Raw genomic sequence first — 19,230 nt, 5'->3', positions numbered from 1 at the left:
GGTGGATCTGAAGTTTATAGATGTGCTTGTTAGAGCTTTTCCATAATCCGAGAAAACATATTAAGTACATTTCATCAATGACTAGTATTCGTTTTTCAATGTAGCAACCTCACTTCTAAGTTCATGAATTTCGGCTTTGGCCTCCTTTAGCTCCTTGTTCTGCTCTATGAGATAAAGTGTCAATTCCTCGATCTTCTGGAGTAGCTTGGCATTCATCTCCCCAAGGTTGATACCATTTTCAATTACCTCAGCCTCATTTGGAATCTCCGGAAGGTGACCCTTCTCCTGGATATGCTGCTCTAGTTCTTCTAGTGTTAGCAGTTCATAATCCGCCTCAAAGACAAAATCTGACCAGCCGCTGGCTTCTACTTTGACTTCTCTAGCGCCAATGGAACCTTCAACTGCTAGTTTATGGGTTCCAGTGGAGCTTGACCCAATAGCTACTTGACCATTTTCAAATACTGTGACATGCCTTATTTCTTGTCCCCCTGTGACAGCTCCCAAGTAAATGTTTTGGTTGGGATATATTCCAATATTTCCACTCTCCGCTTTTATTCTATCATTAACCGATCCCATGTAGATGTATTTAGCGTTATTTATTTGAAGGTTATCAGTAAACCTTCCAGTGCCATTGACATCTAACATAAATGATGGAGTAACATCATTAATCCCTACATTTCCGTTAGACTTTATTGTAATCCTATCCGTGCCATCGGTTTGAAATCTAATGTCATTATTTGAAGAAGTACCATCGGCAAGATTTCTAATCCAAAGTACATGATCACCATTTTCATCTTCATCTTGGTGGTAATCAATAAATCCGTGATTATCACTCACATGGAAAGTAAAATTTTGATTCACATCTCGCCCCATTCTTAATCGGTTTTCCAAAGTACCGCTATAGAAATCAGCATCTTGACCAAAAACGTTAAACTTAGAAGTCAGTGAAGTCGATATGCCAATACCCACCTTTCCAGTTAATACTATTGGATGATTTCCATCATCCCTTCCAATTTGAAGACCTCTGGTATAAGCATTACCAGACACGAACATTTTTGTAGGCTCAGCGGCATTGTTATTATTTGTGATTGAGAAAAAATAACCTCCTGTATTAATTAATTTGATATTTTTATCAGTTTCAACATTATTGCCATTTACACTCCACTGGGCATGAATTAAAGTGCTCAACATCACAGCAACAACTATTAAAAGAATTCTTTTCATAATTACATTTTCAATCGAAAAATCATGTATAGGTTCTGACCAAGAGATCACAGCTCTAATCTAGATAATTAATAAAGGTTGTGTTTACTAAGGAACTCGCAAAGGTCTACACAAATAAAGGTTAGTCTTATCAAGGTCCTTATTTAGTCTTCAACTCTGAAACCTCCCATTGAAGTTGTTCGATGAGGGCAGATTGGGACTGTAATTGCTTTTGCTGAGCCTGAATTTGCTTATTCTGCTCAATTAAGTAAAGCGTCAATTCCTCAACCTTCTGGAGTAACTTGGCATTCATCTCCCCTAGGTTGATGCCGTTTTCGGTCACTTCTGCCTCACTAGGAATTTCCGGAAGATGACCCTTCTCCTGGATGTGCTGTTCCACTTCTTCGAGTGTTAGCAGTTTATATTCCGGCTCAAACACAAAGTCTGACCAAGGTGGTGCAACAGCACTAAAGGTATTTGCCCTTACAGTACCAGCTACTTCTAATCTGTAACTTGGATTTTGTGTCCCAATACCAACATTTCCTGAAGATGAAATTCGGAACAGCTCCCCTACCCCATTTCTGTAAATATGAAAGAAATCCCCGGCTAACCCCATGTCCCACCATGAAGACACATTTTGATCAGCTGCCATCCGAATACCCGCTTTTCCAGCATATCCGCTAATTGAATTATCAGATCTGAACGGAATATGGGGATTATGAAACATTATTAAACTTCCAGAGCTGCCACTTATACTACCTAAGGTGGGATATCTGTTGGAGGACCAACCTGACTCCATAGTGAGTAGACCTACTCCCCATGACTCTGATCCGTTGGTTCCCCATTTGAGATTTCCAGACACATCCATTCTCTCCACTGGGTTGGAAGTACCAATTCCAACATTACCGTTAGATTTAATCCTCATCAGTTCTTGTGAGTTATTGCGATAGATGTAAAAGAAATCGCCACCCAAACCCATTTCCCACCAATTAGAGACATTGACGTCTGTGGCCATTTTTATTCCAGATTTACCCATATAATTAGAAACAACATTATCTGACCTAAATGGTATGTGAGGGTTATGGAGCATGATCAAGCTTTTATTGCCGTCACTACCTAATGTTGGGTAATTACCAGAGGCCCATCCTGAATTTTGCGAAAGTAACCCTTGCCCCCAATTGGAATGCGGAGTGAACCCCCACCTGATATTCCCATCAACATCTAATTTTTGAGTTGGAGCTTCAGTTCCTACGCCCAAATTCCCAGATATTGAAGTAATATTTCAATATTTCCAGTTGGCTCTACTTTTACTTCAGAGGTTAATATTTGAGCATTCGTCCATGAAAAATAAATAAACAAAACAGGATATAAGGCTTTTTTCATATTAAGTGAAGTTTTGTACAATGTTAAAGGATCGTCAAGATCTAACACAGTGAATATAACAACATCCACCGTTACCCACAAGAACAACAAAGCAGAAACCTTCTCTACCCCAGCCCTAAAGGGTGGAAGGTACTCCCGTATTGAAAACGGCAAGACTGATCCATCCGTCAGCACACTGGAACGGGTTGCTCAGGCGCTTGGCGTGGAACTGGCTGAGCTATTCACCTCTGATACAATCCAGGAAGTAAACTCTTACGATAAAACGCTAATGGAAAAAATACGCTTGATGGAGGGGCTATCCGATGAGGAACGTAAAACCATCTTTACTATCCTGGAAGCCTTCATTGGCAAGAAAAAGCTAAAGGACACCCTTTCGAGTGTCCTTCAAGACGTTTAGCCTTTAATTTTTGGAAGCCAGCGATCTTTAAAAAAAGAACTAAGTAAAGATTTCTCTAAATGCCCTTTTTCAACCATTGGCTCTTCTCCGGCTTTGTTGGAGTCGAAGTAATCAACTATCTCATTCCGTAAAAAAGCTGTCTTTGTAATAATATCTTTCACAGATTTCTCATGTTTATCAACAGGTAAACGCCGGATGATTGAGTTTTCAAAATCTAGCAGGACAAAATCATAAACTTCACTTCGTAAGTACTCATAGAATATTGCAATAGAACCAAATTTTGACCATTTCACTACCTCAAATTTCTCTGCAAACAAGCTATGAGCAAACCTGCGTTCATTGGCATATATGATAACATTCTTTTGATTTAGAAATCTAATCCTACAAGACCAGTTTCCCATCATATGCTCTTTGGGTTTTGTTATTTGATAGTAATATTCACCATCAGCAGATATTGTATTTATCTCTACAAAACCATTTAGGCAGCTGACGCTATAATCCTTTTGATTCATCTCAATAACCAATCTGGATGATTTTAGCATTTTTAAAAACTTTACCTACTCCCATATATTGAGTACCACCGCCAGCTGATCTTATTTGTCCTGCAGCCGTTCCTTTTACATATAGTCCCACACGGTTGGTAGAATAAGCATTTTGAGCTCCATTAGTTGATCCTGGATAATCTAATGCCAAGTTTCCAGTCGCTTCAGTTGGACTACCATATCTAGTCCCCGCTACCCATCTACCATTTCGCGCTGCACCCTCCGAAGAATGATATATGTACCCATTGTTTCCTGTCCCTAAAGAAAAGCCTTCAACTGATGCAAAGTTTCCACTTTGTCCTGTAGCTCGCAGATATGCACTGGCTAATCCTTTATTGAGTGCTTTAAGAGCACCTGAAACTGTTATTCCAGCTCCTTCTCCAACAGGAATAGCTAAAAATGCTCCAAATATCTCTCCTGTTTGCAAGCCAGAAACATATGCCAAACCTGCTTTGGACATATCAACTACTGTATTGCCATTTGCATCTGTTGAAACTAAACTTCCATGAACATAATAAGCAACTCCATCGTCACCAATAACAATTACATAGTCACCTGACTCAGACGACAAAAACAACCCGTTGGTAGCCCCCTGCTGCAAGCCTTGCTTAAAGCTTTCAGCTACCGCATTTGGATCTTCATAAGGTGTTGGTATTATTTCAGTTGTGCTTTCTGTTTCGGTTGAATCATTGCTGTTTTCCCCTTCCATTCCTGTCGGATCAATGAATAAGATCGGATTATTCATTGTGAAATTATAAGGTGACCAATCATGGTATTTTTCCGCCATGGGATCAATAGCAAACCATCTACCTAACCAAGGATCTTGCATTCTGGCACCAAAATCGTACCATCCTGTTGACTTCTGTTCCTCCATTCCATTGAACTTGTAGAGATTTTCCTGACCAGAAACATAGGAATTAAAAGTCCCACCGAAGGGATAATAGTCATCCCTTTGGACAACAGTTCCAGCGCTATTGACGGTGACCCGTACATTACCCAGGTGATCGGTTAGGTTGTATTCATAGGCAAAGCTGCTGCCACTCTTCCTGGCTCTTCCCTCGGCATGCTGAATAAAATCCAACGCGCCATCCTTGTAATGGATGCCTCCCAGATAATCAGTTGTCTCATCAGCACCACTATTCTTGTCATAGTACTTGCGAAGCTTAGTCCCAGCTGCGTCATAGATGTACTGAATAGTTCCTACAGGTGTTTTTACAAATTCGGGCAGGTTTAGATTATTGTACGATATGCTCGTGATGGCTTTGTTAGCATCGCTGATCATATTTCCATTTTGATCATACAAATACTCATTAGCTGCGTTACCGTCGCTTTGCTCATCAAACAAAGCACTTGTTCCACTGTCTCCAACTGAAGTCAGCTGGTTACCATTGTAATCATAGTGTAGTACATCTTCAGTGCCTGTACTGGGTGCCGTTCTGACCAAGTCCTGTATATTACCATTCAAATCATACTGAATATTACCTCCTACGGTGCTATACACATCAAATACTCCACTTCCATATTGGCTACCGTACGTCGCCTTTAATAATCTGTTTAATTTATCATAGGCATAGCTATAGTTTTGATTTCCTCTACTATTTCCGCTAGTCTTCCAAAGTATTCTTCCAATATTTCCGTTGTATTGTTTGTATTGAGCCGTTGGCGTATTTTGATATTGAAGCTCCATTCCAAATTTATCAGAAGCATCATCAAAAGCTGTTCCATTGTTTAAATGAGTTAGCCACCCCCTTATATTGTACTTATAATCGATGCTCTGAACATTATTACCGATGTTCTTTTCTTTGAGTTCTCCCAGTTCATTGTAACTGTTGTTCTGCATCGTCACCGTGGATTGACCATTTACCTTATGTGTTGATGAAATCAACCTATCCATATGATCATAGTTAAAACCTTCCGTCACGTTTACATCTTCATCCCCATCGTGCTCTCTAATGCTCTTTTTTATGGTCCCGGTAAAGTTGTATGAATTACTTACGCGATCGGTTCCTCCATGAATATTAGTACTGATGCTCTGTATGGTCCGGTAGCGATCATCATAATAACTAGATGCAAATAAATACTCATTGCTGCCCAGTACTTTCGTTTTGGTACCAGTTACTAAACCTTTAACCTCTACGTTCTCATTATCTTCAAAATCGGCTCCTGTATCGACATATGACCAGTTATTAAGATCAAAATACGATTGGTTGTGATGGCTATAATCATCGTAATAGGTCACTGACAAAACCTGATCAAAGGTAATGGTACTACTATTCGCATTTGGGTAAGTATTGCTTGTCGTATATCCATGACTCCCTGAGTTTCTGGTTTCACCACCGCCATAAGCATCAGCATTTGCCCGTATAGTGGAGATGTTGTCTGTAATACTACAGATCCCTGTCATCACTGGCCGATCCAGGTCATCGTATTTGGTAAAGGTATAGCGGTTGGCAGCGGTTGCAGAAGCTTCAAAGGGAGTGGTAGTGCTAGGTAGTATATGAACTCCCGCCTCTAAGGTGAGCGAACCACTACCTGTTACTTTGTACGACTTGCCATTGTAACCCTGCAAGGTCACATTGCCACTGCTAATAGCTTCTACTCGTTGATTGCCATCTTGAGTCAGCACCAGGCGATCACGGCTATCATAGATCATAAAAACGGGCTCAGTTCCTGGCACTTGTTTCTCGGTCATACGTCCTCTGCCATCGTATTTGTAACGAAACATCCACTTTTTTCGAAACTCGGAGGTGTTCAACAGGCTGCTGTACCCTCCTCCAATCTCAGCTACACCTTCAGGCTGGATTACAAAGGTCAATTGACCCAAATCATCATACAGGTAATAGGTAGTAGCGTAGGAAGATCCAATCTCTGACTTTTTGGCTATCATTTGTCCCAGGTTATCCGTGAACGTCAGACTGCTGTTACCATTCTCGTCGGTTACTTCCTTTACCCATAAATCTCCGTCGGTGTAAGCCCCATGTTGCGAAATCGTCTGTGCAGCATTTCTTGACACACCAAATCGCACAAGTGCATGTTCAGGATTGGAAGCATCATATGGTGTGTAGCCGTACTGAATAAACTTATCGGCTGACCGCCAGACATTTCCAGGCCCATAAGCCTTCACAGGTCGGTTTAAAGGAGATGATTCGTATACAGTTTCGTTGTAATAATAAGTTGGCTCATCAACTACATCATTGCTCCAGGTGCCATCATAAAAATCATCTATTTCGCTGAACCAACTGGATCTATAGTTACCTGTGGTTCCGTTAGTATATGGCAGGTATACTTTTGTCTGTCTACCCAACGCATCATAGGTCACTTGTGTAATGACATCCTTGTCATCAGGGGCTCCTTTGTTGATAATAGATTGTGTAGGGCGTCCAAGACCATCAAAATACTGCGTGCTTCTGTTCACTTGGTCCTGATTGTTAACAGCAGCCAGGTCATTCGCTGGCACTTTAATTCGTGCTGTATGTGTGGTAATAAAGTTCCTATCAGAAGTCTGTGCCAGTATACTGAGAGTTACTGACATGGTAATTATGAATAGTGTAGTTCTTAGTATCATCAGTTAGGCCGCGTTTAGTTTTTATAATTGTATTCAAACTGTTTCAGAACATATCCTTCATGATCCTTGATCTTATGCAATCGACCAAAATCATCATAGATATATTCAGTCAGTTGATCATTGATATCAACTATTCCTGTCAACCTCAACATGCTATCATAATCGTAAAAAGTTATTTGAGAATCTGGCAAGGAGCTTCTCAATAAGTTTCTCTGTGCTGAAGAGAGCTGCTGGCCCCAGGCACCTAGCGATGGAAGCTCAGAGTATACACAGTTATTCAGTTCAGCGATAACTCTTTTGCCATTATACCCCCAGAGATAGGAAGTATACTTATCACCCTTTTTTACCTCTATCACATTGTTATCCGTACTATACAAGTACTCAACTCGCGGTGTTCCATACCCATTAAGAGAGGTAGGGAAATCAGCAGCGGACCCAGCAGGAGGAACGGAGTAATTATCCCGGTTGGTAAACTTGAACTGATTGCTACTCATTGGTATGTCATACTCATTGTTGAGATCATACACACTTGATACCAGTCCGTACTCGTCATAGTAGGTAACAGTAGAATTATTAATTGTTACATTACCACCATTGTCCTTGGAGTAATTGATGACTTCAATAGGTTTGGCATGAATGTGATTATCAGCTAGGTCTTCTACAAAATCGTTCGTCCCGTCATAATCATAATCTTCAGGATACAAATAATGAGTGACTTGAGTAATTGGGCTATTAACTTTCTGAATAGATTCTCTACTTAACTGAATATGATCAGGATTGTCATATGAATAATTGGTAGTTGAGCTAAAGTAAAGTCCGGTATCATCATATTTCTTGACTGTTTTGGAGTCTAAATAATACCAGGCAGATACAAGCTTGTACCATTCCCACTCAAAGACGGCAGCATGAAAAAGGGTTCCTTTAAAATACGAAGGTTCAATTTGTCTAATATTCAGACCCAATTGATTATGTTCCTTTAAATCACTAAAATCTCCAGTTAGTTCAAACTCCCAAAATTGATCAGTATCATGATTGATTTGGTAGGAATTGGTTTCCTCCTGAACAAGAACAAAGCTACCACTGCCATCATATTTATAAGTCTCCTTGGACTCTAATCGTTCACCCAACCAGGAGTAATCAGTTACTTGTCCTCCTGGATAATTCAAACCTACATTAGACCAAAGGGACGGAAGAAAGTTATAGACTACCTTACCGCCTGTTCCATTCACATCTCCATGTAGTTCAGTCACTTCATTGTATCTGATAAGCGCGTTTTGATTGATATTTCCTGATGTTAACTTCCAATAATAACAAAGATCCTCCTGAGTCATTTCATATTCTGAATGCTCTGAATAAAAAAGCGGTTGACCAGGGAAGGATGCTTCAGAATATTCAAAATAACGATGAATACTACCTGTTCCATCTCCTGGATCGATATTAATATGCTGGATTCGTAAACCTGCCGCAGCTCGTGGTTCACTGACTAGTTGAGATTGATAGTCAATAGTGTTTACTATCAAGGTTGCATTTACGGAGGAAAATGAATTCAGTATTCTGACATCATACATTCCCGCCTGAGGATTTTCTTCTACAAAAGGAGACGAGCTACTTGGTAAAAAGTTAATCTTGGAGCCATCAGGTCTGATCAATTCTATCAAACTTCTGGCCCCATCAATATAAAATTCCGCTTCAAGATACTCAACTCCTGGAGCTACACTAAATGCATCTGTATCAAACAAAATATTACCAGGAGAAACCACTTCATTTACAACTTCATTTTCAACCTTTATCTCTTCAGTCTTGTGATATAAATATTCATTTGCCTCATAATCATATGTTACAGTTCCTCGAGTAGGTAATTGCATAGATGTTAAAATGCCTGCTACGGTGTGATTAATATCTGGTGTACGGTTAGCTCCTACGTAATCAGCAATTTGTGTGGACGGAATATAGTTTTGACCGTTGTTTTTGCCATTAGCAAAACCCCAATAATCTTGTGAGGTGGAGAGTCTCTCTGGAAGTCCTTCATTGTATGAAAACGAGTATCTACTTACTTCATTCGAACTCCCATCTTGAATAACCAAACTGTTCAATTTCAGTCTTTTAAAATCAACTGGATCCCCGGTGGCATCATCATTAAAGTAATCATTATTATTCAGTACGTACTTCTTATCAAGACTCCCGTTTATATCATTAATTAATATTTCCTTGAGACGATAAGCACCAGGCAAATCTTCTCTTTCCACATCGCTGTAACCGAATATGACACTGATACCTCCATCAACTAAAATCGATGACAGTCGTGTATTGCTTACTGAGATCAACTTCTTACAAGTGTTATCTAATGGCTTCAGCGGTCCACAGCCTGATATTGGATATAGTTTTTTAGTGAAATCAACCTGGTTGACACCTGCGTAATACTCATAATCACCATCAGAGACATAAGAAAAGTTGACTATTTCTCCTCTTGCAGTTATGACTTGAGTTAAGTATCTCATCTGATCAAAAGACACAAAATTTCTGGGAGCACTTCGCAAACACTCGTCTTCTGACGTTTGGGAGGTATTCTGACCAAAAATATATTGATTACCAAACTCATCAGTTATTTTATTAGGCAATCGACCTGGTCCTTCTATTTTTAGTTTTGAAAGGGGTATTGTTCTTGGTGTTCCATTAGCATCATAATAGAATTTACCAGAACGCCCTAGAAAACTAAACGAATAAATATCTCTCTTTGAATCAATCTGTTGATCAACAACTTTAGATGCGAATTGATAATCGGATGAAGAATTAGGAGAATAAATATTTGCATCGAAACTGTAGGGATTACTTGGTAGTGGTAAAGCTTGATTAAGACCATCTAACTCTCCAAGTACAGTTGCACTTAGAATGCCTCCTGCTTCCAACTTCCAACCTAAACCTACATTAGTTGCTATATCATCAACTTTAATACCCCCTGCATGATATGATAAGGCAATTGGGATTGATAGATCCTTTAGTTCTATAGTATAAATCGGTACATTGATTTGTGGAATCCCCGTACTATAACTTACTGGATTATCAATAAATTTATTGAAAATTGCAGCTTCAGGAGCTGGTGGTGTAATGGCTGATTCCTGACCTTGAGAATGCGCTGTGAACAGACCCAAGGTGAAGAATATTAACAATAGTTTTCTCATTAAAGGTGAGGTTAAAAATCTTGACATTAATATCAACAAGGCGATAGTAAATCTAAATGATTTAGTAAAACGTTACTCTAAATAAACCATTAGATTCCAGTCTCACAAGTAACGCATACAGTTTTTACTTATGAAGATAGAAATGTTAGTTTTCTATTTGCTAAAAACATCAGTTCGGTGATTTATTGCCTACTGACCTGTAAAGTCATAGTACTATCAGAAGAGAGGTGCAAAATGGATATTTGATTTTCACCGAATCCAAGCATCCTAAACCCCTCAAACTCCTGCCCTTTAGTCACCATGTGGTTGCTGTGCCCATTGATCTGTACCAATGCCGCCTTGTTCTGCCTGCTACTGACGATCCCTTTCAGACGGATCTCTGGAATCCGCTCAAAGGATGTTCGGACTGGCTCTGGTTGCACGGAAGTTTGTACCGGAACCTCCTCTACCGGCACAGTTTTCAAAAAGGGATCGGTATAGTTAAGCTGAAACTGGTAGCTGCTTTGTTCACTTTGCTCCAGACCTATGGGCTGAATCCGGATCGGTGCAATCCGCTCTTCATCGCTTTCGGTCAGTGACAGAAATCGGTAACCAATCACTCCCCAAATAGCCACAACCAGGGCTAGCAGTAGATATTTTTTGGTCTTTCCGCTCATTAGGGATCGATAATCAATTTACGAATCGACAATGGTGACTCACTGGCCGCATTAACCGCCCGAACACCCCATTCATAGGTACCACTATCCAGTGTTACCTCCATCTTGACCTCTGTTAGGTTAAATTCCTCCACCAGTAGATCTGTCGCTGCAAAGGAAGGTGTGACGATGATCAAGTCATACGAGGTAGCCCCATTGACCTCATCCCACCAAAATGTCAGGGTCTGGTTACTGATCACCAAACTATCACCGGGAGCCAACAAACTAACGGTCGTCGTAGACAAATCCTCTACTCCAAATAATGGATCAATGGTGAAGGCTCTATTGCTGTAAGGGGTACTTGACACCACATTTCTTGCTCGAACCCGCCATTCGTAACTGCCTTCAGCCAGGTCCTCCAGTGCCAACCGGGTACTATCAATGGTGTTATCCAGCAGAAAAACAGGATTGCTAAACGATGGAGAGGCCACCTGGACCTGGTAGCTGGTTGCCCCCAACACTTCCTCCCACCATAAGGTGACCGCTGTGCTACTGGTCGTGTAGTCATTGGCCGGAGCAACAATATCCACCGTTTCAGCAGACAAATCACTTACACCGCCCAACGTATCGATCAGAAATGTAGAAGTAGCATATGTGGTCAATGAATTGTTGTTTTCAGCACGCACCTGCCATTCGTAATTGCCCTGATTCAAGTTAAGGTTCAATCTGTTAGAAGTGAGGCTACTGTCCAGGGTAAACGTGGCATTGGAAAACGAGGGAGAGGCAAGCCGAAGCTGATAGCCGTCTGCCCCTGAGACCTCCTCCCACCACAACGAAACAGTTGACGAATTAACCGTCGCTCCCGGCTGGGGAGAAATGATTGTCACTCCCTGGGCGCTGATATCGATCCCACCTGCGGTATCCAGTGTGAAGGTGCGGTAAAAGAAGTCAGTGGAATATCCCGCGTTGAAGGCTCGTACTTCCCACTGATACTGTCCTGGTTTCAATGCCATGGTGATGAGGTTGCGATTGGTTACGGAGTCCAGGTAGACAACCTGTGCATTATTGAATGATGGGCTCACGAGATGGACCTCATAACTTCTGGCACCATCCAGGTACTCCCACCACAGAGAAACGCTATCTTCATTGACCATAGCACTATCTCCTGGAGCTAATAGCAGGAGTTCGTCATTGCTAATGTCTTTTTCCACGATCTCGCCACATGCGGCCAGCACTAGAATAATCATGAATAATAGGTATTCTTTATTCATAGGTTGTGTTTATTAAAGTACAGTTTCATATTGAGTGAAACTGTCTTGGTTCGTCGATCCTCCATTCGTTGATACGCCACGCTCACCACATTCATCGAATGAATACTTACTTCGATATCCTTCAGAAAGCGAATCATATTTCGATACTTCCCTTCCAGAGTGTAGACAAAGATCAGCCCAGTACGTTGGGTTTCTTCATTCACTGCTATGACATCAAGTTGGTAATAATCTGCCTTTTTTACCAGTAGTTGCAATAAAAAAGCATCCGAATCATCACCAGAATAAAACTGTTTCAATGAATCGATCCGCTGTTTTTCTTCTGACAGCCTACCAATAGACCGGACCAACTGTTCCTCTCCCACACTCACCAATGAGGCAAGCTGCTTATTTTCCTGATAGAGCGCTATCGTTTTACTGACTCCAAGAACGTATCCCAACACCAGCAGCAACGCGGTAGCTCCTGCAAAAACCAGAAAGCGCTGTTTGAAACTAAGATTCTTCCACATGTCTGATGAGTGCTAGTTCAAAACGTGTGACTCCATTAGTTTCGGTCAGCTTTTGGGAGGCTACCCTGGACACCCAAGGCATGCCTTCCAGACGATTAACCCAAAGTGAAAAAGCTTTCAGATCTGTGGTAATTCCTTGTAATAATACTTTCTCCTTCTGATAAGCACTTTCAGCTCTCCTGTCTGCAGATTGAGGACTCAATACCAGCTGCTCCATTGTAACAGCCGCAGGCACTGTTGCACCTATTTGATCACTGATGATCGCAAATGCAGACTCTCGTTCCCCAAGTCGAGCTATCTGGCGATTTTGTTCGATATAAGAAGCCAGCGTAGCTCTCCGATCACTCAGGTTTTGCATCAGTACCGATTGTTCATTGAGTTCCTGATTGAGCGAATTGAAATGGAGAAATAACGCTGAATTCACCATCAGCAAAGCTAGAATGCTGAATAGAACGGGCTTCCACAGCTTATTCAGCAACATGCCATACCACAGGTTTTCATCATTCTTCGCAAAGGGGTACCCCATCATACCCAAACCACCCTGAAAATAACCAATGGCAACCAGAAAGGCAGGTACCTGGTGAGCGGCCACCGTCAACCCTCCAACTTCCAGGTCCTGAGGTGTAATTTCCTGCACATCCGTATCATTCAAATCAAATTGATAGCTACCAACAGTCAGTCGGTCAGAAGTCTCCTCACGAAGTGTTAAAGCCAGGTTATAAGCGGGTATGGGTCCAAAACCCAGCAAAACGACCTGGTCAGCATAAGCACTCAATGCGCTGGTATGCTCAGATATGGCTTCTTTTCTGGCAAACCCATAAAATCCATCCAGATAACAAATTAAGAAATCCTCAGGATCGAAACTGGGTACTTCTTGCCGGAGTAAGTCACTCATGGACTGATCATCCAACTGCTGATCCGTACGAGAGTAGATGATCTCATCTGAGGAAACCGAAAGAGCAATAGGAGTCAGTGGATGTTCATCGAGGAATGCCTGTATTTCATTCATTCCTGTCAGCTCTTCACCCAGTACTACATTATCTTTTTTGTCAACCAAAACTTGTAGACCCATGAGTTCACCTCGGGCATTTATTTCAATCCCCAGGCACCGCTGACCGATCAGCCGTTTGACTACTTTCATTAGTAAACAATGGTTGGTTTGATGAAAATCAATAGTTTGTTATCAGACTTCTCCTCACTTCTGGAACTGAAAAGCCACTTGAGTATAGGAATTCTGGACAGAACAGGTATACCACTCCCACCATTCGACTCAGAGGCTTCTTCCAATCCTCCCAGAACGACCATTTCTTCATTCTTTACGCGGATCTTGGACAGGAACTTTCGAGTTGCATTACCAGGGGGTGCTCCCTGAACTGTCGGTGGAATGAAATCGCTGAACTCTGCTTCGATATTCATGGTCACATCCTCATAGTCACTTACGAATGGGTTGATTTTCAAATCCAGATTAGCTTCTACCTTTTCATACCTTGGTGTACGAGTAATCACAGGTGTAACCCCACCTGTTACGTTCTGTGTTTCTACCAGGTAATAAACAGACTGACCAATAGTCATGGTGGCCTCATGACCATTAAGTGTGGATAGTTTCGGTGTGCTACGAATGTTTAGATCATTATTTTCCTCCATCGCTTCAATAGTGGCATAAAAATTTGGTGTTACTCGCCCAAGGTTGAGTATACCTCGTCCATCCAGGTTGTTCAAAAAGCGATTAAAGGATTGTGAGCTCAAGGTTACATCCACTCCTGAGAAGATCTGTCCGGAAGTAGCTGGTACCGAATCGCTCAGGAATGCTTTGATGCCTGTATTCAATTGATAGATTTTTCGGACCTCAATCACCATTACTTCGATCATCACATTGGGGACGGGTCGGTCGATTTTCCCTAAAAAAGAAACTACCCTACCAATCGACTGGTCACTTCCTGAGATGATCAGCGCGTTGAGGTCGTTAAATAGCTTGAGCTCAACGCTTTGAAGTAAAGTTTGCGGTATCAACTCTTCCACACCTTCTACCGTTCGGTTCTTGAAGGAATAAACTTCAGCACTGTTCAGTAGCTTACCCTGAAGTTCCCCAATCATGTAAACGCCATCTTTTGATTGCGTATAGGTTTGATTGGAAGTTTCCAATGCAATGTCTAAAAATGACGTCAATGAAATGGAGTCTACGCGACAGCTCAATTGGCCTTGAGGCTCGTTTATCATAAAAAAACTTAAATCCAAACGCTCTCCTACTTGCTTGATGATTTCGCCTGCTGGTATCATGCTGCAATTAAGACTGACAAAATGCTCTCCTTTGAATGTGTAGGTCTCTAATAAAAAATCACCGCCATTCGATCGGTAGTTATTGTTATACCTTGGTCTCTGTCCCTGCTGAAAATCACCAGAACCAGCTGCGCCAACGACCTGATAAACCCCTTCTGTCTTTTTTTCTAGTTTCAAGTTATTTGCTTCCACTAAATTGGTGATGGCCTCTTCTATTGGCAACTCCTCAATATATGCATTCACTAGCTGCTCAGTGACCATTTGGTTAACGATCAGGTTGTAGTCTGAAATGGATGTAATGGCTTGAGCCAAATCAGCTAATCGATCGTTTCTTGCATTTATGGTAATCAATCCATTTTCCATAGCCACCAAATCCCTTTTCAAGGGCTCTGGCTCGTCGGCATAGAAAGTAAAAATATTGTTGGTAAACCTTATTTTAAGTCCATATTCCTTACATAGGAAAACCAACAGATCCTTGACAAGCACATTGGTGAAATTATTGGTAATCGCAATCTGCGGCAGGGAATTAAAGCTCACGTTTAGCTCATGTGTCTCGGCTACTGCACGGATAAACTCTGAAATGGGTGCTTCTACCAACGTAAAATCAACCTTTTCTGTTAACCCTGGTACTTCTTCAACAAGAGAATCCAATTGCTGTTCTATTGACAACTCCTGACCTTGCGCATTTAGACCGATCAGTACCAATAAGGCGAATATATGGCGTAGATTTTTCAAATTAAATAACTGTAGATTTCTTCCAGGGACGTCTCCCCTTTTATAAAATTATTAACTGCGCTATCAAGCAGTTTGTCGTATTGATCGGCAGGGTCCTTACCATCCAAAATCAGCTTGCGGTTGGAATCATTGATCGCGATCATTTCGTATATCGCCACCCGACCTTTGTAACCCGTTCGGTGACATTCAGCGCATCCAACAGGCTGAAAATAGTAAGGTATATCAAGCCTTTTCAATACCTCAGGTAGCAAAGCTGTATCTGTCTCCTGGCGTTTGCATGATGGGCACAGCTTTCTCAGCAAGCGCTGTGCAACAGCAATGTTCATAGTATCAGCAATGAGGTATTCGGGAATACCCATCTCAACCATTCGTGAAATTATTCCCCAGGCAGAGTTGGTATGAAGAGTGGACATGACCAGGTGACCAGTCATCGCTGCTCTGATCGCGATCTGTGCCGTATCTACATCCCTGATCTCGCCAACCATAATGATGTCGGGATCCTGACGTAGAAACGTTCTCAACGTGGCGACAAAATCCAGACCCACTTTCTCATTCAACTGCACCTGGTTAATCCCCTCCAGTGTATATTCAATGGGGTCTTCGATAGTAAGGATATTGGTGACTGGCTTGTTCAAATGCTTGAGTGCACCATACAATGTAGTGGTCTTACCCGAACCCGTTGGACCACTTATCAGAACCATTCCCTGCGGGTGAGAGATGGCATCCAGAAATGTCTGAAGTTGTGCTTCATTCATTCCAAGATCTTTGATATCCAGGTTAGAAGCATCACTTGACAGTAGTCTAAGTACGACCTTTTCTCCAAATAAGGTCGGTAACACAGACACCCGAATGTCAAATTTTGCACCGTGCTCCCTGATTAGAATCCTGCCATCCTGTGGCAACCGTTTCTCTGCAATATCCAGGTTACTAATTATCTTAATTTTGTTGACGTACTCGTGGTAGTGTTCTTTTTGGAGTTCGTACCGCTCCACCAGTTTCCCATCTAGTCGCATCCGTATCCTGGATCGGTCCTGATACTTTTCTATATGAATGTCACTGCAGCCGAGTTCGTTCGCTTCCCGGATCATCTCGTTAATGAAATTGTCCGAGTCCACATGTAGTGACTTCACCTGGTTGTCCTTAGACCTCAAATAGTGTCTGGAAAGTTGGTCTTCGATCCAGCTAGAACTGACCCTTTCTATTTGCACTTTTTTACCAGTAATGACCCCCAATTGTTTCCGAATCATCTCAGGGTTTGCAGCATCCGAAAAAAGGATTAAAGTACCATCAAGTTCCTCCTTTGGAAATATCCGATACTTCCACGCCAGAGTAGCTGGAATCTGCTGCTTAAGACTAGTAGAAATATGTACTGATGGATCTGACATAGTTATCATAAACCAGGGCTAAAGCCAGGACTGGTGACTGAAATCCGGCCAGCGGGATCTTTGCTAATTGACGGTATTTTGCAACGCACTGACTGAAAACAAAATGCAATATAAGCGTTATGACAAATGATAGTGTAATTAAAAACGGAAATGCAGGAAAGCCGAAGTAAAATACCATGATCAGTAAATAAAACAAATCTCCGATACCAATAATTTTACGCCATTGGGAATGTCCTTTGACATACATTACTGCGAAAGAAAGTCCTAACATCAAGAACAAGTAACATCCATTCAGTAGGAGATCTAGGACTGAGTACATTTCTTTAATTACCCAATAAAATATCCCAAGTATACCTAATGCACTTAGTAACCAAAGATGAATGGATCGAGATTGGTAATCCTGATAGCAAATCAGAATAGACAGTACAGAAAATGTTAGGCAACTCAGTAGGATCATCAATCCTTTTTCACCTCCTGCAAATTTCCATCCTGATCTATCTCCCACACATTAAACTCCCCATCTCCATCGAAATCTACTTGTGCGGTAGCTCGGGCCAAAAAAGTAGTGGGTGTAGCTTCCACCATTTCGACCATGTAATTTGCATTGCCATTAGCCGTTTCATCAGTCACCAGGGCCTCTTGCTCAAAGCCAATAGTCTCTAGGTTGTCACTGAACTTGGAGAACTCATAGTAGTAGGTTTTCTGTAAAGTATGCACATGTTTCAGTGCCTGTTTTGCCTCTACCGATCGTGCCTTGGTAATCATCGGCATCAGTGATGGCAAGGCCAATAAAACGAGTATCCCTACAATAACCAAAACCACTAATAACTCCGATAGTGTGAAGGCGTCGAGTCGTTTGAATTTGTCTTTACGCATGGTGAAATTTTTTAGTAAATCTAGAAGGAAAGTCGATCAAGGACAAAACTAGTTGAAGCTTCTTCTTGAACTACTGGATATTCTCCTACAACCAACCATTTTAAGAGAACTTACACAATACAATTATATCATTCCTAACCGAAATTTACTAATATCGCTAATCATCAAAACTAACGTCATCATGAAAAAACTACTTCCATTACTGTTATTCCTAAGTAGCATCTTTCACTCCTTTGGGCAAACGGTGGATGTACAATACCTCAATCCAAAGCACGTATCCACGGGTACCTATAAGTTCATAAGGTTTGGAACACCTTCGGAGTTCACCGCAGGCTTTATGTACAACATCTCGCATCCTACCTATGGAGATGGCAATGACTTTACTATTTTCACTTATGACAATCGGGATCTTGCGTTCAGAACTGGAACAGGAAACATCTTCTTCTTTCCGTCGGAGGGCGGCAATATTGGGATTGGTACGACCAATCTTGGCACTTACAAAATGACCCTGAAACAAGACCATTCCAGTGGAGCATATGGTTTCAGAATTGTCAATGCAGAGGATACGAAGAGTGCACAGCTGTGGGTCGGTTCAGGAGGCGCAGTACTGGACGCCGAGGGCACCACCAACTTGCATTTCAGGACAGCTGGGCAGGATCGTATTTTTGTGAAAAACGATGGCAAGGTGGGAATTGGAAATAGCAACCCAAGAGAGAAGCTCCATGTGGAAGGTCGAATGTACTTAGGTGAACACATTAATGGGGCGGGTTCATTTTATGAGTCGAAAAATGGGGCTGATTGGTTTGCGGGCATTGACGGTTCTGACCGATTTAGGATTTACAGAAGTGGCAACAAATTTCTCATAGATGGAAGTGGTCGAGTAGCGATCGGCACCAACTCTCCTGATGCTAAACTCACCGTAAAAGGCAACATCCATGCTGAAGAGGTGAAAGTAGATCTGAATGTTCCAGGACCTGACTATGTGTTCGAAGAAGACTATGATCTGCTCTCCTTGGACGAATTAAAAGAGTACATCACCGTCCACAAACATCTCCCTGAAGTACCGTCTGCTAAGGAGATGGATACCAACGGCATCAACCTGAGCGAGATGAATATGCTTTTACTTAAGAAGGTGGAAGAGTTGACGTTGCATCAGATAGAATTAATGAGCCTTATAAAAGAGGATCGTGAGCTTATCAAGGCCCAATACCAAGAAATGGAAATTCTAAAATCGAAGATTGAATCGACTAGATAGCTATAAATAATAACTTATGGT

General features: G+C 41.6%; 15 protein-coding genes. 2 read left to right on the top strand and 13 right to left on the bottom strand.

The genetic code is table 11. The annotated features are described in order from the left end of the window. Positions 1-81: 81 nt before the first annotated feature. From ACO067_RS17720 to ACO067_RS17710, 3 genes are all read right to left on the bottom strand, one after another. The gene (locus ACO067_RS17720; protein ID WP_421876480.1) at positions 82-1,224 is read right to left on the bottom strand and encodes a hypothetical protein; all 1,143 of its coding nucleotides are present in this window, start codon (positions 1,222-1,224) and stop codon (positions 82-84) included. A gap of 139 nt (positions 1,225-1,363) precedes the next feature. Continuing rightward, positions 1,364-2,218, bottom strand: a complete 855-nt coding sequence (locus ACO067_RS17715) for a hypothetical protein (RefSeq protein ID WP_421876477.1) — start codon at positions 2,216-2,218, stop codon at positions 1,364-1,366. Positions 2,219-2,451: 233 nt separating this feature from the next. After that, positions 2,452-2,586, bottom strand: a complete 135-nt coding sequence (locus tag ACO067_RS17710) for a hypothetical protein (protein WP_421876475.1) — start codon at positions 2,584-2,586, stop codon at positions 2,452-2,454. Positions 2,587-2,635: 49 nt separating this feature from the next. On the opposite strand from ACO067_RS17710, the gene ACO067_RS17705 reads away from it, so the two are divergent. Next, positions 2,636-2,983, top strand: a complete 348-nt coding sequence (locus tag ACO067_RS17705; RefSeq protein WP_421876473.1) for a helix-turn-helix domain-containing protein — start codon at positions 2,636-2,638, stop codon at positions 2,981-2,983. Here the strand turns inward: ACO067_RS17705 and ACO067_RS17700 are convergent. The 10 genes from ACO067_RS17700 to ACO067_RS17655 all read right to left on the bottom strand — a co-directional run bounded on the left by ACO067_RS17700 (position 2,980) and on the right by ACO067_RS17655 (position 17,954). Continuing rightward, positions 2,980-3,495 (bottom strand): hypothetical protein, encoded by a 516-nt coding sequence (locus ACO067_RS17700; protein ID WP_421876471.1) that lies wholly within the window; start codon positions 3,493-3,495, stop codon positions 2,980-2,982. The two genes, ACO067_RS17705 and ACO067_RS17700, sit on opposite strands and share 4 nt — an antisense overlap. Position 3,496: 1 nt before the next feature. Next, positions 3,497-7,057, bottom strand: coding sequence for a DUF6443 domain-containing protein (locus ACO067_RS17695; protein WP_421876469.1), 3,561 nt, complete (start codon positions 7,055-7,057; stop codon positions 3,497-3,499). A 47-nt stretch (positions 7,058-7,104) separates the two neighbouring features. Further along, on the bottom strand, positions 7,105-10,269 hold the full coding sequence (locus ACO067_RS17690) for a hypothetical protein (RefSeq protein WP_421876467.1): 3,165 nt from the start codon (positions 10,267-10,269) through the stop codon (positions 7,105-7,107). Positions 10,270-10,451: 182 nt separating this feature from the next. After that, positions 10,452-10,925: a hypothetical protein gene (locus ACO067_RS17685; RefSeq protein WP_421876464.1), complete on the bottom strand. Its 474-nt coding sequence runs from the start codon at positions 10,923-10,925 to the stop codon at positions 10,452-10,454. Next, positions 10,925-12,175 carry a hypothetical protein gene (locus tag ACO067_RS17680; RefSeq protein WP_421876462.1) on the bottom strand — a complete coding sequence of 417 codons (1,251 nt, stop codon included), beginning with the start codon at positions 12,173-12,175 and terminating at the stop codon, positions 10,925-10,927. Before ACO067_RS17680 ends, ACO067_RS17685 begins: the two co-directional genes overlap by 1 nt. After that, the gene (locus ACO067_RS17675) at positions 12,172-12,681 is read right to left on the bottom strand and encodes a hypothetical protein (RefSeq protein WP_421876460.1); all 510 of its coding nucleotides are present in this window, start codon (positions 12,679-12,681) and stop codon (positions 12,172-12,174) included. Before ACO067_RS17675 ends, ACO067_RS17680 begins: the two co-directional genes overlap by 4 nt. After that, a complete protein-coding gene (locus tag ACO067_RS17670) occupies positions 12,665-13,822 on the bottom strand; it encodes a hypothetical protein (RefSeq protein WP_421876458.1) in 1,158 nt (385 codons plus the stop codon). Before ACO067_RS17670 ends, ACO067_RS17675 begins: the two co-directional genes overlap by 17 nt. Further along, positions 13,822-15,693, bottom strand: a complete 1,872-nt coding sequence (locus ACO067_RS17665; RefSeq protein WP_421876456.1) for a type II secretion system protein GspD — start codon at positions 15,691-15,693, stop codon at positions 13,822-13,824. Before ACO067_RS17665 ends, ACO067_RS17670 begins: the two co-directional genes overlap by 1 nt. After that, the gene (locus ACO067_RS17660; RefSeq protein WP_421876454.1) at positions 15,690-17,078 is read right to left on the bottom strand and encodes a GspE/PulE family protein; all 1,389 of its coding nucleotides are present in this window, start codon (positions 17,076-17,078) and stop codon (positions 15,690-15,692) included. Before ACO067_RS17660 ends, ACO067_RS17665 begins: the two co-directional genes overlap by 4 nt. Positions 17,079-17,534: 456 nt before the next feature. Continuing rightward, the gene (locus tag ACO067_RS17655) at positions 17,535-17,954 is read right to left on the bottom strand and encodes a prepilin-type N-terminal cleavage/methylation domain-containing protein (protein ID WP_421876451.1); all 420 of its coding nucleotides are present in this window, start codon (positions 17,952-17,954) and stop codon (positions 17,535-17,537) included. Between the two features lie 181 nt (positions 17,955-18,135). On the opposite strand from ACO067_RS17655, the gene ACO067_RS17650 reads away from it, so the two are divergent. Then, on the top strand, positions 18,136-19,209 hold the full coding sequence (locus ACO067_RS17650; RefSeq protein WP_421876449.1) for a hypothetical protein: 1,074 nt from the start codon (positions 18,136-18,138) through the stop codon (positions 19,207-19,209). Positions 19,210-19,230 lie beyond the last annotated feature (21 nt).

Source organism: Marinoscillum sp., assembly GCF_965229915.1.
Taxonomy (GTDB): Bacteria; Bacteroidota; Bacteroidia; order Cytophagales; family Cyclobacteriaceae; genus Marinoscillum.
The sequence above is the reverse complement of the archived record's forward strand: the minus strand, read 5'-3'. Positions and strand labels throughout refer to the sequence as shown.

Excerpts from the sequence above, each read along its gene's own strand:
- ACO067_RS17720 (WP_421876480.1), bottom strand. The coding sequence starts at position 1,224 with ATGAAAAGAATTCTTTTAATAGTTGTTGCTGTGATGTTGAGCACTTTA.
- ACO067_RS17715 (WP_421876477.1), bottom strand. The coding sequence starts at position 2,218 with ATGGCCACAGACGTCAATGTCTCTAATTGGTGGGAAATGGGTTTGGGT.
- ACO067_RS17710 (WP_421876475.1), bottom strand. The coding sequence starts at position 2,586 with ATGAAAAAAGCCTTATATCCTGTTTTGTTTATTTATTTTTCATGGACG.
- ACO067_RS17700 (WP_421876471.1), bottom strand. The coding sequence starts at position 3,495 with ATGAATCAAAAGGATTATAGCGTCAGCTGCCTAAATGGTTTTGTAGAG.
- ACO067_RS17695 (WP_421876469.1), bottom strand. The coding sequence starts at position 7,057 with ATGTCAGTAACTCTCAGTATACTGGCACAGACTTCTGATAGGAACTTT.
- ACO067_RS17690 (WP_421876467.1), bottom strand. The coding sequence starts at position 10,269 with ATGAGAAAACTATTGTTAATATTCTTCACCTTGGGTCTGTTCACAGCG.
- ACO067_RS17685 (WP_421876464.1), bottom strand. The coding sequence starts at position 10,925 with ATGAGCGGAAAGACCAAAAAATATCTACTGCTAGCCCTGGTTGTGGCT.
- ACO067_RS17680 (WP_421876462.1), bottom strand. The coding sequence starts at position 12,175 with ATGAATAAAGAATACCTATTATTCATGATTATTCTAGTGCTGGCCGCA.
- ACO067_RS17675 (WP_421876460.1), bottom strand. The coding sequence starts at position 12,681 with ATGTGGAAGAATCTTAGTTTCAAACAGCGCTTTCTGGTTTTTGCAGGA.
- ACO067_RS17670 (WP_421876458.1), bottom strand. The coding sequence starts at position 13,822 with ATGAAAGTAGTCAAACGGCTGATCGGTCAGCGGTGCCTGGGGATTGAA.
- ACO067_RS17660 (WP_421876454.1), bottom strand. The coding sequence starts at position 17,078 with ATGTCAGATCCATCAGTACATATTTCTACTAGTCTTAAGCAGCAGATT.
- ACO067_RS17655 (WP_421876451.1), bottom strand. The coding sequence starts at position 17,954 with ATGCGTAAAGACAAATTCAAACGACTCGACGCCTTCACACTATCGGAG.
- ACO067_RS17650 (WP_421876449.1), top strand. The coding sequence starts at position 18,136 with ATGAAAAAACTACTTCCATTACTGTTATTCCTAAGTAGCATCTTTCAC.